Origin of the sequence: Streptomyces sp. NPDC013455 (genome assembly GCF_040632975.1) — a bacterium.
Taxonomy (GTDB): Bacteria; Actinomycetota; Actinomycetes; order Streptomycetales; family Streptomycetaceae; genus Streptomyces.
On sequence record NZ_JBEYCX010000001.1, the window covers coordinates 628,107 to 641,049 of the forward strand.

The following is a 12,943-nucleotide window of genomic DNA, read 5'->3' on the forward strand; positions in this document are numbered from 1 at the left end:
TCCGGGGGCGGAGCCCCTGGCCGGGGTCCGGGGGCGGAGCCCCCGAGTCGGTCAGCCCCCCGACGTGTCGAGCTCCGCCTCCTCCGTCACACCCGAGCAGTCGTACGGGTCCTTCAGCCAACCGTCCGGCAGCACCACCCGGTTGTTCCCGGACGTACGCCCACGGGGCCCCTCCGCACCGGCCGGCCAGGACTGGTCGAGGTCCAGCTCGTCCAGACCCGCCCGCAGTTCCTCCAGGGACGACGTGATCGCGAGCCGCTTGCGCATCTCGGAGCCGACCGCGAAGCCCTTGAGGTACCAGGCGACGTGCTTGCGGAAGTCGACCACGCCCTTGGACTCGTCACCGATCCACTCGCCGAGCAGGGTGGCGTGCCGGACCATGACGTCGGCGACCTCCCGCAGGGACGGGCGGGCCACGTCCCCGGGGCGCCCCTCGAAGGCCGCCACCAGGTCGGCGAACAGCCACGGCCGGCCCAGGCAGCCGCGCCCGACGACCACCCCGTCGCAGCCGGTCTCGCGCACCATCCGCAGCGCGTCCTCGGCCGACCAGATGTCGCCGTTGCCGAGCACCGGGATCTCCGGGACGTGCTCCTTCAGGCGCGCGATGGCGTCCCAGTCGGCCGTGCCGCCGTAGTGCTGGGCGGCCGTACGGCCGTGCAGGGCGATGGCGGTCACGCCCTCCTCGACGGCGATCCGTCCGGCGTCCAGGTAGGTGATGTGGTCGTCGTCGATGCCCTTGCGCATCTTCATGGTGACCGGCAGGTCGCCCGCGCCGCTCACCGCCTCCCGCAGGATCGCCCGCAGCAGGTTCCGCTTGTAGGGCAGGGCGGATCCGCCGCCCTTGCGCGTCACCTTCGGCACCGGGCAGCCGAAGTTCAGGTCGATGTGGTCGGCCAGGTCCTCCTCCGCGATCATGCGGACGGCCTTGCCGACGGTCGCCGGATCGACGCCGTACAGCTGGATCGAGCGCGGCCGCTCGCTGGCGTCGAACGTGATCAGCTGCATGGTCTTCTCGTTGCGCTCGACCAGCGCCCGGGTCGTGATCATCTCGCTGACGAACAGCCCCTTGCCGCCGCTGAACTCCCTGCACAGCGTGCGGAAGGGCGCGTTGGTGATACCGGCCATGGGGGCGAGCACGACGGGCGGCCGCACGGTGTGCGGGCCGATCTGCAAGGGGGACTCGGACGTGGGCATTGCCCCATTGTCGCGTATCGGGAAAGATCATGTACAGACCATTAGTTAGACGCACTATCGATACCGGCGTACGATGGGACCATGCCCGAGCCGAGCCACCGCCGTCGTCTCCTCGTGCTCGCGATCTGCTGCATGAGCCTGCTCATCGTGAGCCTCGACAACACCGCGCTGAACGTGGCACTGCCGTCCATGCAGCGCGACCTGCACGCCACCACCTCCGGCCTCCAGTGGACGATCGACGCCTACACCCTCGTCCTGGCCTCGCTGCTGATGCTCGCGGGCTCCACCGCCGACCGCATCGGCCGCAAACGCGTCTTCATGGCGGGCTTGGTGGTGTTCACCCTCGGCTCCGTGCTCTGCTCCCTCGCCCCGAACCTGGAACTGCTGATCGTCTTCCGCATGGTCCAGGCGGTGGGCGGCTCGATGCTCAACCCGGTCGCCATGTCGATCATCACCAACACCTTCACCGACGCCCGGGAGCGCGCCCGCGCGATCGGCGTCTGGGGCGCGGTGGTCGGCATCTCCATGGCGGCGGGTCCGCTCGCCGGCGGGCTGCTGGTGCAGTCGGTGAGCTGGCGCGCCATCTTCTGGGTCAACCTCCCGGTCGGCCTCGCCGCCCTGCTGCTCACCCTCCGCTTCGTCCCGGAATCCCGCGCGCACCGGGCCCGCCGCCCCGACCCGGTCGGCCAGTTGCTGGTGATCGCCCTGTTCGGCTCGCTGACGTACGCGATCATCGAAGCCCCGGAGTCGGGCCCCGGGCCGGTGCTGCCCTTCGCGGTGATCGCCGTGGCCGCCCTGCCGGCCCTCCTGTGGTACGAGGCCCGGCGCGACGAGCCCCTCATCGACCCGCGCTTCTTCCGCTCGGCCCCGTTCAGCGGCGCCACCGTGATCGCGGTCAGCGCGTTCGCGGCCCTCGGCGGGTTCCTCTTCCTCTCCACCCTCTACCTGCAGAACGTACGCGGTCTCGACGCCCTGCACGCCGGCCTGTGGATGCTGCCGATGGCCGTGCCGACGTTCCTGTGCGCGCCCCTGTCCGGCCGCCTGCTCGGCAGCCGCGGCCCCCGCCTCCCCCTGCTGGTGGCCGGTACGGCGATGACCGCGAGCGGTGTCCTGTTCGCGGCCTTCGAGGCGGAGACGGCCGATGCCACCCTCCTGCTCGGCTACGTCCTGTTCGGCATCGGCTTCGGCTTCGTCAACGCCCCGATCACCAACACGGCGGTCTCGGGCATGCCCCGCGCCCAGGCCGGGGTGGCCGCCGCCGTCGCCTCCACCAGCCGGCAGCTGGGCCAGACGCTCGGCGTCGCGGTGGTCGGCGCCGTACTGGCCGCCGGCGTCGGCTCCTCCCCGTACCGGCAGGTGTTCGTCTCGGCGGCCCGCCCCGGCTGGTGGATCCTCGCCGGCTGCGGTCTGGCCGTGCTGGTCCTCGGGCTGGTGACCAGCGGCCCCTGGGCCCACCGCACCGCCCGACAAGCAGCCGAACGGCTGGAGCCGGCACGGTTGCACCCGGCCGTGGGGGCACCGGACCGGACCTGACCGCCGGCCGCCCCCGCACCCGCACCCGCACCCGCACCCGCACCCGCACCCGCACCCGGGGCCTCGGTCCCCCGAGCACCAGGTACACGGACGCCACCGTCACCCGGCTCCGCGCGGACGGCTTCAGCGTCCGCGACGGGGACGTCGCCCGCCTCCCCCGTTCCGCCACCACGTCGGCATGCCGGGCCGGTACTCCTTCCAGCTCGTTCACCGCCCCGGCCAGTGCGTCTCTTCACGCGCCGGCCGGTCTCGCGCCGACCCGTGACAGGACTTGTGACGGGGCTGTGACCGCAGGAGTGGCTTCCGTCACAGCCCTGCCCGGAGGGCCGCTGGTGGGGTGGGCGGACACACAGCCGCTTCCCGGGAGGACACCGGACGATGATGGTGCTGCTGGCCGGCCCCGCCTTCCTCGCCGCCGCCATCGGCGCGGTCGTCGCCGTCGTCGCGGTCCTCGCCGCCGCCCTGCCGGGCCGGCCCGAGGACTGGCGCCGGCTCCTGGTGCGGCGGGCCGCCTGGCTGGCCGCCACCTGGGCCGCGGCCGTCTACCTGTGGGGGGCGTTCGGTGTGGCGGCCTCCGAGAGCGCCTTCGGGGACGGCGCCGACTCGGTCCCGGCCCCGGCCTGCCGCGACGACGACATCCCGCCGGAGACCGCCGCGGGGCTGTCCCACCACCGGGCGTCGTACCTGCCGCTGGCCTTCGACTGCGTCCGCGGGGACGGCAGTGTGTACACCTCGGACCCGTACTACGGCGTGGCGAACCGAACGGCCCCGGCCCTCGCCGGCTGCGCCGCACTGCTCGCGACCGGCGCGGGCTGCGCCTCCGGACGCCGTCTCAGGCGCGCAGCCCCCGCAGCACCAGGTCGACCACGGCCGTGAACTCCGCCTCGATGCCGGGCTGTGCCCACTCCTTGGCGTAGCACGGGTCGTGGAAGCGGCCGGTGGCCTGGAAGACGGCGCGGGCCGCGGTGGACGGATCGGACGGGCGGAAGACGCCCGCGTCGGCGCCCGCGGCGACGATCCGGGTCAGCTGGCCGGTCAGGTCGGTGATGTGCTCGTGGACCACGCCCCCGAGTTCGTCGGTGAGCACGGTGTAGGTGGCGAACAGCTCGGGGTCGTCGCCCGCCTTGCGCCGCTTGGCGGCGAAGAGGGCGGTGAGCCAGTCCCGCAGCCGCTGCTCGGGGTCGCGCCCCTCGGCGGTGACGATCCCGGCGAGCCTCTCGGACGTCCGGTCCAGCCAGCGTTTGGTGACCGCCTCGCGCAGCGCAGCCTTGGTGCGGAAGTGCCGGTAGACACTGCCGTGGCTGACGCCGAGCGCGCGGGCCACGTCGACCACGGTGGCCTTGGCCGGGCCGTGGCGGCGCAGCACCTCCTCGGTGGCTTCGAGGATGCGCTCGGCGGTCAGGGTCTCGCTGGTCGGTGGCATGCCATAGACCGTACCGGGCGGCGGAGTCAGCGCTCGCTGTCCAGGTGTGCCATCTGCGCGGCCGGGTAGCGGTCGCCCGCCGCCGCGTCCGCGGGGACGGCCCGCTCGATCGCCGCGAGGTCGGCCGCGTCCAGGGTGACGTCCAGCGCGCCCAGCGACTCGGCCAGCCGGTCGCGGCTGCGGGCGCCGACCAGCGGCACGATGTCCTCGCCGCGCGCCAGCACCCAGGCGATGGCGATCTGGGCGACCGTCACGCCCTTCTGCCCGGCGATCTCGCGGAGGGCCTCGACCAGGCCGAGGTTGTGCCGGAGGTTCTCGCCCTGGAAGCGCGGCGAGTGGGCGCGGAAGTCGTTCGCGGCCAGTCGCCGGTCGTGGGAGAAGTGGCCGGAGATCAGTCCGCGGGAGAGCACGCCGTACGCGGTGACGCCGATGCCCAGCTCACGGGTGGTGGGCAGGATCTCGCGCTCGACACCGCGGGAGATCAGCGAGTACTCGATCTGGAGGTCGGCGACCGGGGCGGTGGCGGCGGCCCGGCGGATCGTCTCGGCGCCGACCTCGCTGAGGCCGACGTGCCGCACGTACCCCTTGTCGATCAGTTCGGCGATCGCGCCGACGGTCTCCTCGATGGGCACCTGGGGGTCGAGGCGGGCGATCCGGTAGACGTCGATGTGGTCGACGCCGAGGCGCTGGAGGGAGTAGGCGGCGAAGTTCTTCACGGCGGCGGGGCGGCCGTCGTAGCCGGTCCAGTTGCCCTCCGGGTCGCGCAGGGCGCCGAACTTGACGCTGACGAGCGCCTTCTCGCGCAGGGCGGGCGGCGCGGCGCGCAGCGCCTCGCCGATGAGCATCTCGTTGTGCCCCATGGCGTAGAAGTCGCCGGTGTCCAGCAGGGTCACGCCCGCCTCCAGGGCGGCGTGGACCGTCGCGATCGACTCCGCGCGGTCGGCGTCTCCGTAGAGCGCGGACATGCCCATGCAGCCGAGGCCGAGGGCGGAGACGCGGGGGCCGGTGGTTCCGAGGGTTCGGGTTCGCATCGTCATGCCTCCACCCTGTCATGACAGCTGACAGATTTCAATATCTGTCAGCTGTCATTCCATAGATGTCAGAGCGGTGTGCGACGGGAAGCGAAATTGGTCCAGACCTATTGACGGAAGGTCTGGACCAGAGGACTGTCATGTCTACGACACCTCACCGATCCCCCACCGGGAGGCCCCATGCTCCGCCGCGCCCTGCGCCTGCTGACCACCGCTCTCGCCACCGCCGCCCTGGCCGCCCCGCTCGCGCTCGCCACCGCCCCGGCCGCCTCCGCCGCCTCCGCCGCCGACACCTGCGCGCTGAAGCCACGGCCGGCGGGCAAGGTGCTGCAGGGCTACTGGGAGAACTGGGACGGCTCCGCCAACGGCGTCCACCCGCCCTTCGGCTGGACCCCGATCACCGACTCCCGCATCGCCGCCCACGGCTACAACGTGATCAACGCGGCCTTCCCGGTCATCCGCTCCGACGGCACGGCCCTGTGGGAGGACGGCATGGACGCGGGCGTGAAGGTGGCCACGCCCGCCGAGATGTGCGCGGCCAAGGCGTCCGGCCAGACGATCCTGCTCTCGATCGGAGGCGCCGCGGCCGGCATCGACCTGTCGTCCTCGGCCGTCGCCGACCGCTTCGTGGCGACCATCGTGCCGATCCTGAAGAAGTACAACTTCGACGGCATCGACATCGACATCGAGACGGGGCTGGTCGGCAGCGGCGACATCGGCCGGCCCTCCACCTCGCAGGCCAACCTGATCCGCATCATCGACGGGATCCTCGCGCAGATGCCGGTGGGCTTCGGCCTGACGATGGCCCCGGAGACGGCGTACGTCACCGGCGGCAGCGTCACCTACGGATCGATCTGGGGCGCGTACCTGCCGGTCATCAAGAAGTACGCGGACAACGGCCGGCTGTGGTGGCTGAACATGCAGTACTACAACGGCAGCATGTACGGCTGCTCCGGCGACTCGTACGCGGCCGGCACGGTGCAGGGCTTCACCGCGCAGACCGACTGCCTCGCCAAGGGCCTGGTGGTGCAGGGCACCACGATCAGGGTGCCGTACGACAAGCAGGTGCCGGGTCTGCCGGCCCAGTCCGGCGCGGGCGGCGGCTACATGGCCCCGTCCCTGGTCTCCCAGGCGTGGAAGCACTACGGCACGTCGCTCAAGGGCCTGATGACGTGGTCGGTCAACTGGGACGGCTCGAAGAACTGGACCTTCGGCGACAACGTCAGGGCGCTCCAGGGCCGCTGAGCGCGCGCGGACACACGAATGCCGGACGAGCCTGGCACATCGGCTCGTCCGGCATCGGGCGGTGCGGCTAGGCGCCGATCAGGCGCTGGGCGAGGTAGCCCTCGATCTGGTCAAGGGACACCCGCTCCTGCTTCATCGAGTCACGCTCGCGCACGGTCACCGCGTTGTCCTCGAGCGTGTCGAAGTCGACGGTCACGCAGTACGGCGTACCGATCTCGTCCTGGCGGCGGTAGCGGCGGCCGATGGCGCCGGCGTCGTCGAACTCGATGTTCCAGTTCTGCCGCAGCGCCTGGGCCAGGCCCTTGGCCTTCGGGGACAGCTCCGGGTTGCGGGACAGCGGGAGGACGGCCACCTTCACCGGGGCGAGGCGGTGGTCCAGGCGCAGCACGGTCCGCTTCTCCATCTTGCCCTTGGCGTTCGGCGCCTCGTCCTCGACGTAGGCGTCGAGCAGGAAGGCCAGCATGGTGCGGCCGACACCGGCCGCGGGCTCGATGACGTACGGCGTCCAGCGCTCGCCGGCCTCCTGGTCGAAGTAGGAGAGGTCCTGGCCGGAGGCCTTGGCGTGGGCCGACAGGTCGTAGTCGGTGCGGTTGGCGACGCCCTCCAGCTCACCCCACTCGCTGCCGCCGAACTGGAAGCGGTACTCGATGTCGGCGGTGCGCTTGGAGTAGTGGGAGAGCTTCTCCTTCGGGTGCTCGTACCACCGCATGTTCTCCTCGCGCAGGCCCAGGCCGGTGTACCAGTTCCAGCGCTGCTCCATCCAGTACTCCTGCCACTGCTCGTCCTCGCCCGGCTTGACGAAGAACTCCATCTCCATCTGCTCGAACTCGCGGGTGCGGAAGATGAAGTTGCCCGGCGTGATCTCGTTGCGGAACGACTTGCCCATCTGGGCGATGCCGAACGGCGGCTTGCGGCGCGAGGTGGTCTGCACCTGGGCGAAGTTGGTGAAGATGCCCTGGGCGGTCTCGGGGCGCAGGTAGGCGACGGAGCCGGAGTCCTGGGTCGGGCCGAGGTGCGTGGAGAGCAGACCGGAGAACTGCTTGGGCTCGGTGAACTGGCCCTTGTTGCCGCAGTTCGGGCAGTTGACGTCCGCGAGGCCGTTCGCCGGGGCGTGGCCCTTCTTCTCCTCGTACGCCTCTTCCAGGTGGTCGGCGCGGAACCGCTTGTGGCACGAGGTGCACTCGGTCAGCGGGTCCGTGAAGGTGGCGACGTGGCCCGAGGCGACCCAGACCTCCGAGGCCAGGATGACGGACGAGTCGATACCGACGACGTCCTCGCGCGACGTCACCATGTAGCGCCACCACTGGCGCTTGATGTTCTCCTTGAGCTCGACACCCAGCGGTCCGTAGTCCCAGGCGGCACGCTGTCCGCCGTAGATCTCACTGCACGGGAAAACGAAGCCACGGCGCTTGCTCAGGCTGACGATGGTGTCGATCTTGTCGGCGGCCACGGTGCTCTCTTCATTACGACGACGGGCGTTGAAGCGAGATGCTTCCAGCGAATGATTCAGGTTACCGGCGCAGGCTCCCCCTCGACCAAATCGGCCCCCTGCCCGGACCGCCTGACGAGCTTTGTTGACAACGGTTTCCATATTTGTTGAAAATGACTGTCATGAACGTACGACGACGCCTCATATCCACCGCGGCCCTCGCCATGGTCACCGCCCTCGGGACCGGCACCCTCTCGGCCTGCTCCGGCGACACCGCGGCGGCCAACACCGGCAAGTTCGACGTCGTCGCGTCGTTCTACCCGATGCAGTTCCTCGCCGAGCAGATCGGCGGGGACCACGCCCGCGTCACCACGCTCACCTCGCCCGGCCAGGAGCCGCACGACCTGGAGATCAGCCCCCGGCAGATCGCCACGCTCCAGGAGTCCGACGCGGTGCTGTACCTGAAGAACCTCCAGCCGTCCGTCGACGACGCGGTGGCCCAGTCGTCGGTGAAGACGAAGATCGACGCGGCCTCCCTGACCACGCTGGAGCACCACGGCGACGAGGTGGGCGGCCACGCCGCCGAGCACGACGACCACGGGCACGGCGGGGAGGCGGGCGAGGACCCGCACATCTGGCTCGACCCGGTGCGCTACGCCGAGGTCGCCGAGGGCGTCGGCAAGGCCTTCGCGAAGGCAGACCCCGAGCACGCGGCCGACTACGAGAAGAACACCGCGGCCCTGGTGAAGCGGCTCGACGAGCTGAACACGAAGTTCAAGGACGGCCTCGCGGACACCAAGAGCAAGGTCTTCATCACCACGCACTCCGCCTTCGGCTACCTCGCCGAGCGCTACGGCCTCACCGAGGAGGCCATCAGCGGCCTCGACCCCGAGTCGGAGCCGAGCGGCGCCCGGATCCGCGACCTGGAGAGGACGGCCGAGGCCGACGGCGTCTCCACGGTCTTCTACGAGACCCTGGTCAGTGACAAGACCGCCAAGACCCTCGCGGACGACGCGGGCCTGAAGACCGACGTCCTCGACCCGATCGAGGGGATCACCGACCGGTCCCGCGGCAAGGACTACTTCGCGGTCCAGGAGGCCAACTTGAAGGCGCTCCGGCAGGCGCTGGGCGCCAAGTGACCGACAGGGAGGGCACGGCCATGGAACAGCCCGTCATAGCCCTGCGCGGGGTGACCGCCGAACTCGGCGCGCGCCCCGTGCTGCGCGGCATCGACCTCACCGTCGGCCGCGGCGAGGTCGTCGCCCTGCTCGGCGCGAACGGCTCCGGCAAGTCCACGGCGATCCGCGCGATCATCGGCCAGGTGCCGGTGAGCGCCGGCACGATCGAGCTGTTCGGCACCCCGCGCCGGTCCTTCCGCGACTGGGCGCGGGTCGGCTACGTCCCGCAGCGCACGACGGCCGCGGGCGGGGTCCCGGCGACGGTCACCGAGATCGTCTCCTCGGGCCGGCTGTCCCGCACCCGCTTCGGCCTCTTCCGCAGGAGCGACCGCGAGGCCGTGCACCGGGCCCTGGAGCTCGTCGGCATGGCGGACCGGGCCAAGGACTCGGCGACCGCGCTCTCCGGCGGCCAGCACCAGCGGGTGCTGATCGCCCGCGCCCTGGTCGCCGAGCCGGAACTGCTGATCATGGACGAGCCGATGGCGGGCGTCGACCTGGCCAGCCAGGAGGTGCTGGCCCGGACGCTGCGGCAGCAGGTCGAGGCCGGTACGACGGTCCTGCTCGTGCTGCACGAACTGGGCCCGCTGGAGCCCCTGATCGACCGGGCCGTCGTCCTGCGCGACGGCTGCGTCCTGCACGACGGCCCGCCCCCGCGGGCGGTCGGCCAGCACGCCCTGCCCGGCCACGACCACGTACACCCGCACGCACCCGCGGGCGCCGAACCGATCCGCACGGGACTGCTGAGCTGATGGACTTCCTGAACTACGCCTTCATGCAGCGGGCGCTCGTCGCGGCCGTCCTGGTCGGCATCACCGCGCCCGCGATCGGCATCTACCTGGTCCAGCGCCGCCAGCCCCTGATGGGCGACGGCATCGGCCACGTGGCGATGACCGGCGTCGGCCTCGGCTTCCTGCTGAACGCCTCGCCGGTGTGGATGGCCACGGCCGTCTCCGCGCTCGGCTCGGTCCTGATGGAACTCATCCGCTGGTACGGCAAGACCCGCGGCGACATCGCCCTGGCCATGCTCTTCTACGGCGGCATGGCCGGCGGCGTGATGTTCGTCAACATCGCGCCGGGCGGCTCCAACGCCAACCTGATGTCGTACCTGTTCGGCTCGTTGTCGACGGTCGCCCCCTCGGACGTGACCGCGATCGTGGTGCTCGCCGCGTTCGTGGTGCTCGTCACCCTCGGACTGCGCCGCCAGCTGTTCGCGGTCAGCCAGGACGAGGAGTTCGCGCGGGTCACCGGGCTGCCGGTGCGCGCCCTGAACCTGCTCACCGCCGTCACGGCGGCGGTGACGGTGACCGTCGCCATGCGGGTGGTCGGCCTGATCCTGGTCTCCGCGCTCATGGTCGTACCGGTGGCGGCCGCGCAGCAGCTCACCCGCAGCTTCGCCGCGACCTTCGCGATCGCCGTCGCGCTCGGAGTCACCGTGTCGATCGGCGGCACGATCACCTCCTTCTACCAGGACGTCCCGCCGGGCGCCACGATCGTCCTGCTGACCATCGCCGCGTTCGTCGTGATGACCGCGCTGGCCACGCCGCTGGCCCGCCGGCGCGCCCGTGCGGCCGCCGCTGCGCAACCCGCCGGAGAGCCGGCGGAGTGCTCGATTCCGGCCTCGCGAGGGGCCGGAGACGAGATCGGCGTCTGACCGCTGTCAGTCCGGGCTGGCAGAATGACCCGGGCAACAAGCGAGACGTGAGCCAGCGAAGGAGGCAACGGTGACGACCGCTGGACCGCCCGTGAAGGGCCGCGCGACGCGCCAGCGTGCAGCCGTGGCGGCAGCCCTGGACGAGGTCGACGAGTTCCGCAGCGCGCAGGAACTGCACGACATGCTCAAGCACAAGGGCGACTCGGTCGGTCTGACCACGGTCTACCGCACCCTCCAGTCCCTCGCCGAAGCCGGCGAGGTCGACGTCCTGCGCACGTCCGACGGTGAGTCCGTCTACCGCCGCTGCTCCACCGGCGAACACCACCACCACCTCGTCTGCCGCACCTGCGGCAAGGCGGTCGAGGTGGAGGGGCCCGCCGTGGAGACGTGGGCGGAGACGATCGCCGCGGAGCACGGGTACGTCAACGTGGCCCACACGGTGGAGATCTTCGGCACCTGCTCGGAGTGCGCGGCCGGCTGAGCCCGCGTGGAGGCGCCGGGACGGAACAGGGCGGGACGCCTCGTGCGTCCCGCCCTTCGGCGGCCCGTGCGGGCCGCCGGTGGTCACGAGGTCGGCTTGCCCTCCATGGCGAGCAGTTCCTCGTTCGGGACGGCCCCGCCGAAGCGCCGGTCGCGGGAGGCGAACTCGAGGCAGGCCCGCCACAGGTCGCGCCGGTCGAAGTCCGGCCACAGCACGTCCTGGAAGACCATCTCGGCGTACGCGCTCTGCCAGAGCAGGTAGTTGGAGGTGCGCTGCTCGCCGCTCGGCCGCAGGAACAGGTCGACGTCCGGCATGTCCGGGTAGTACAGGTACTTCTGGATGGTCTTCTCGCTGACCTTGGACGGGTCGAGGCGGCCCGCCCGCACGTCCTCGGCGATGGCCTGCGCCGCGTCGGCGAGCTCGGCCCGCCCGCCGTAGTTCATGCAGAAGTACAGGGTGAGCAGGTCGTTGTCCTTGGTCTGCTCCTGGGCGACCTGGAGCTCCTTGGCGACCGACTTCCACAGCTTGGGCATGCGCCCCACCCAGCGCACCCGGATGCCCAGCTCGTCGAGCTGGTCCCGGGTCTTCCGGATGAAGTCGCGGTTGAAGTTCATCAGGAAGCGGACCTCGTCGGGCGAACGCTTCCAGTTCTCGGTGGAGAAGGCGTACAGGGAGATGTTGCGCACACCGATCTCGATCGAGCCCTGGAGCACGTCCAGCACCCGCTCGGCACCGACCTTGTGCCCCTCGGTGCGCGGCAGCCCGCGCTCCTTCGCCCACCGCCCGTTGCCGTCCATGACGATCGCCACGTGGTTCGGCACCAGCTCGCCCGGGAGCTTCGGCGGGCGGGCGCCGGACGGGTGCGGCTCCGGCGCCGTGTACTCGCGCCGCTGGCGCCCCAGGAACCCGCGTACGACCATGTGCTTCTCGTCTCCTCGACCGTGAACTACTTCTCTACGTACCGAAGGGAGCGCAGCCCGCGCTCCAGGTGCCAGTGCAGGTAGGCCGACACCAGCCCGCTGCCCTCGCGGACGTACCGCGCCTCGCAGGCGTCCGCCGTCTCCCAGTCTCCCGTAAGCAGCGCCCCCAGCAGTACCAGGGTCTGCGGGGACGGTACGACGCTGCCGGGCACCCGGCAGTCGACGCAGACGGAGCCGCCGGATGCGACCGAGAAGAACCGGTTGGGGCCGGGCATCCCGCACCTCGCGCAGTCGCCGAAGCTGGGCGCGTAGCCGTTGACGGCGAGGGAGCGCAGCAGGAAGGCGTCGAGGACCAGGTGCGGCGCGTGCTCGCCCCGGGCGAGCGTGCGCAGCGCCCCGACCAGCAGCAGGTACTGCTGAACGGCCGGCTCGCCCTCGTGGTCCGTGAACCGCTCGGCGGTCTCCAGCATGGCGGTGCCGGCGGTGTACCGCGCGTAGTCGGTGACGATCCCGCCCCCGTACGGGGCGATCGTCTCGCTCTGCGTGCACAGCGGCAGGCCGCGCCCGACCAGCTCGCTGCCGCGCGCGAAGAACTGCACGTCGACGTGGGAGAAGGGCTCCAGCCGCGCCCCGAACTTCGACTTGGTGCGCCGCACCCCCCGCGCGACGGCCCGCACCCGCCCGTGCCCGCGCGTGAGCAGCGTGATGATGCGGTCCGCCTCACCCAGCTTCTGGGTGCGCAGCACGACGCCGTCGTCGCGGAACAGACTCATCGCACACCGCCACGAGCAGCCGGCCGGGGGCCTGGGGGTCGCCCCCCGGGCGAGCACAGCATGATGCGGTCCGCCTCACCCAGCT

Annotated in this window: 13 protein-coding genes; 7 read left to right on the top strand and 6 right to left on the bottom strand. The window is 71.4% G+C overall.

All coding sequences use genetic code 11. The features are described 5' to 3' along the window. Nucleotides 1-51: 51 nt before the first annotated feature. Nucleotides 52-1,194: a tRNA dihydrouridine synthase DusB gene (dusB, locus tag ABZ576_RS02775; protein ID WP_360735034.1), complete on the bottom strand. Its 1,143-nt coding sequence runs from the start codon at nucleotides 1,192-1,194 to the stop codon at nucleotides 52-54. An 81-nt stretch (nucleotides 1,195-1,275) separates the two neighbouring features. On the opposite strand from dusB, the gene ABZ576_RS02780 reads away from it, so the two are divergent. Together ABZ576_RS02780 and ABZ576_RS02785 are read left to right on the top strand one after the other, a co-directional pair. Continuing rightward, nucleotides 1,276-2,727: an MFS transporter gene (locus tag ABZ576_RS02780; RefSeq protein WP_360735036.1), complete on the top strand. Its 1,452-nt coding sequence runs from the start codon at nucleotides 1,276-1,278 to the stop codon at nucleotides 2,725-2,727. Nucleotides 2,728-3,105: 378 nt separating this feature from the next. Beyond that, nucleotides 3,106-3,603 carry a hypothetical protein gene (locus ABZ576_RS02785; protein WP_360735038.1) on the top strand — a complete coding sequence of 166 codons (498 nt, stop codon included), beginning with the start codon at nucleotides 3,106-3,108 and terminating at the stop codon, nucleotides 3,601-3,603. On the opposite strand, the gene ABZ576_RS02790 is transcribed toward ABZ576_RS02785, so the two are convergent. Both ABZ576_RS02790 and ABZ576_RS02795 read right to left on the bottom strand, forming a co-directional pair. Continuing rightward, nucleotides 3,560-4,150: a TetR family transcriptional regulator gene (locus ABZ576_RS02790; protein WP_360735040.1), complete on the bottom strand. Its 591-nt coding sequence runs from the start codon at nucleotides 4,148-4,150 to the stop codon at nucleotides 3,560-3,562. The genes ABZ576_RS02785 and ABZ576_RS02790 overlap by 44 nt on opposite strands. A 26-nt stretch (nucleotides 4,151-4,176) precedes the next feature. Further along, a complete protein-coding gene (locus ABZ576_RS02795; protein WP_360735041.1) occupies nucleotides 4,177-5,187 on the bottom strand; it encodes an aldo/keto reductase in 1,011 nt (336 codons plus the stop codon). 174 nt (nucleotides 5,188-5,361) lie between these two features. On the opposite strand from ABZ576_RS02795, the gene ABZ576_RS02800 reads away from it, so the two are divergent. Then, nucleotides 5,362-6,426, top strand: coding sequence for a chitinase (locus tag ABZ576_RS02800; RefSeq protein WP_360735042.1), 1,065 nt, complete (start codon nucleotides 5,362-5,364; stop codon nucleotides 6,424-6,426). Nucleotides 6,427-6,493: 67 nt separating this feature from the next. Here ABZ576_RS02800 and ABZ576_RS02805 read toward each other — a convergent pair whose 3' ends face one another. Continuing rightward, the gene (locus ABZ576_RS02805) at nucleotides 6,494-7,876 is read right to left on the bottom strand and encodes a glycine--tRNA ligase (protein ID WP_360735044.1); all 1,383 of its coding nucleotides are present in this window, start codon (nucleotides 7,874-7,876) and stop codon (nucleotides 6,494-6,496) included. 161 nt (nucleotides 7,877-8,037) lie between these two features. On the opposite strand from ABZ576_RS02805, the gene ABZ576_RS02810 reads away from it, so the two are divergent. The 4 genes from ABZ576_RS02810 to ABZ576_RS02825 all read left to right on the top strand — a co-directional run bounded on the left by ABZ576_RS02810 (nucleotide 8,038) and on the right by ABZ576_RS02825 (nucleotide 11,165). Further along, on the top strand, nucleotides 8,038-8,994 hold the full coding sequence (locus ABZ576_RS02810) for a metal ABC transporter substrate-binding protein (RefSeq protein ID WP_360735046.1): 957 nt from the start codon (nucleotides 8,038-8,040) through the stop codon (nucleotides 8,992-8,994). Between the two features lie 20 nt (nucleotides 8,995-9,014). Then, nucleotides 9,015-9,782 carry a metal ABC transporter ATP-binding protein gene (locus ABZ576_RS02815; protein WP_360735048.1) on the top strand — a complete coding sequence of 256 codons (768 nt, stop codon included), beginning with the start codon at nucleotides 9,015-9,017 and terminating at the stop codon, nucleotides 9,780-9,782. Further along, entirely contained in the window at nucleotides 9,782-10,684 is a 903-nt protein-coding gene (locus ABZ576_RS02820) for a metal ABC transporter permease (RefSeq protein ID WP_360735050.1), read from the top strand. The genes ABZ576_RS02815 and ABZ576_RS02820 overlap by 1 nt, the downstream gene beginning before the upstream one ends. 70 nt (nucleotides 10,685-10,754) lie before the next feature. Next, complete coding sequence (locus ABZ576_RS02825) at nucleotides 10,755-11,165, top strand: transcriptional repressor (RefSeq protein ID WP_360735051.1); 411 nt, start codon at nucleotides 10,755-10,757, stop codon at nucleotides 11,163-11,165. Nucleotides 11,166-11,248: 83 nt separating this feature from the next. On the opposite strand, the gene ABZ576_RS02830 is transcribed toward ABZ576_RS02825, so the two are convergent. Both ABZ576_RS02830 and recO read right to left on the bottom strand, forming a co-directional pair. Continuing rightward, complete coding sequence (locus tag ABZ576_RS02830; RefSeq protein WP_360735053.1) at nucleotides 11,249-12,085, bottom strand: isoprenyl transferase; 837 nt, start codon at nucleotides 12,083-12,085, stop codon at nucleotides 11,249-11,251. A gap of 26 nt (nucleotides 12,086-12,111) precedes the next feature. Continuing rightward, nucleotides 12,112-12,858, bottom strand: coding sequence for a DNA repair protein RecO (recO, locus tag ABZ576_RS02835; protein WP_360735055.1), 747 nt, complete (start codon nucleotides 12,856-12,858; stop codon nucleotides 12,112-12,114). Nucleotides 12,859-12,943 lie beyond the last annotated feature (85 nt).

What these genes read in the sequence shown, in the direction of transcription:
- dusB (WP_360735034.1), bottom strand. Translation starts at nt 1,194, where the DNA reads ATGCCCACGTCCGAGTCCCCCTTGCAGATCGGCCCGCACACCGTGCGG.
- ABZ576_RS02780 (WP_360735036.1), top strand. Translation starts at nt 1,276, where the DNA reads ATGCCCGAGCCGAGCCACCGCCGTCGTCTCCTCGTGCTCGCGATCTGC.
- ABZ576_RS02785 (WP_360735038.1), top strand. Translation starts at nt 3,106, where the DNA reads ATGATGGTGCTGCTGGCCGGCCCCGCCTTCCTCGCCGCCGCCATCGGC.
- ABZ576_RS02790 (WP_360735040.1), bottom strand. Translation starts at nt 4,150, where the DNA reads ATGCCACCGACCAGCGAGACCCTGACCGCCGAGCGCATCCTCGAAGCC.
- ABZ576_RS02795 (WP_360735041.1), bottom strand. Translation starts at nt 5,187, where the DNA reads ATGACGATGCGAACCCGAACCCTCGGAACCACCGGCCCCCGCGTCTCC.
- ABZ576_RS02800 (WP_360735042.1), top strand. Translation starts at nt 5,362, where the DNA reads ATGCTCCGCCGCGCCCTGCGCCTGCTGACCACCGCTCTCGCCACCGCC.
- ABZ576_RS02810 (WP_360735046.1), top strand. Translation starts at nt 8,038, where the DNA reads ATGAACGTACGACGACGCCTCATATCCACCGCGGCCCTCGCCATGGTC.
- ABZ576_RS02815 (WP_360735048.1), top strand. Translation starts at nt 9,015, where the DNA reads ATGGAACAGCCCGTCATAGCCCTGCGCGGGGTGACCGCCGAACTCGGC.
- ABZ576_RS02820 (WP_360735050.1), top strand. Translation starts at nt 9,782, where the DNA reads ATGGACTTCCTGAACTACGCCTTCATGCAGCGGGCGCTCGTCGCGGCC.
- ABZ576_RS02830 (WP_360735053.1), bottom strand. Translation starts at nt 12,085, where the DNA reads ATGGTCGTACGCGGGTTCCTGGGGCGCCAGCGGCGCGAGTACACGGCG.
- recO (WP_360735055.1), bottom strand. Translation starts at nt 12,858, where the DNA reads ATGAGTCTGTTCCGCGACGACGGCGTCGTGCTGCGCACCCAGAAGCTG.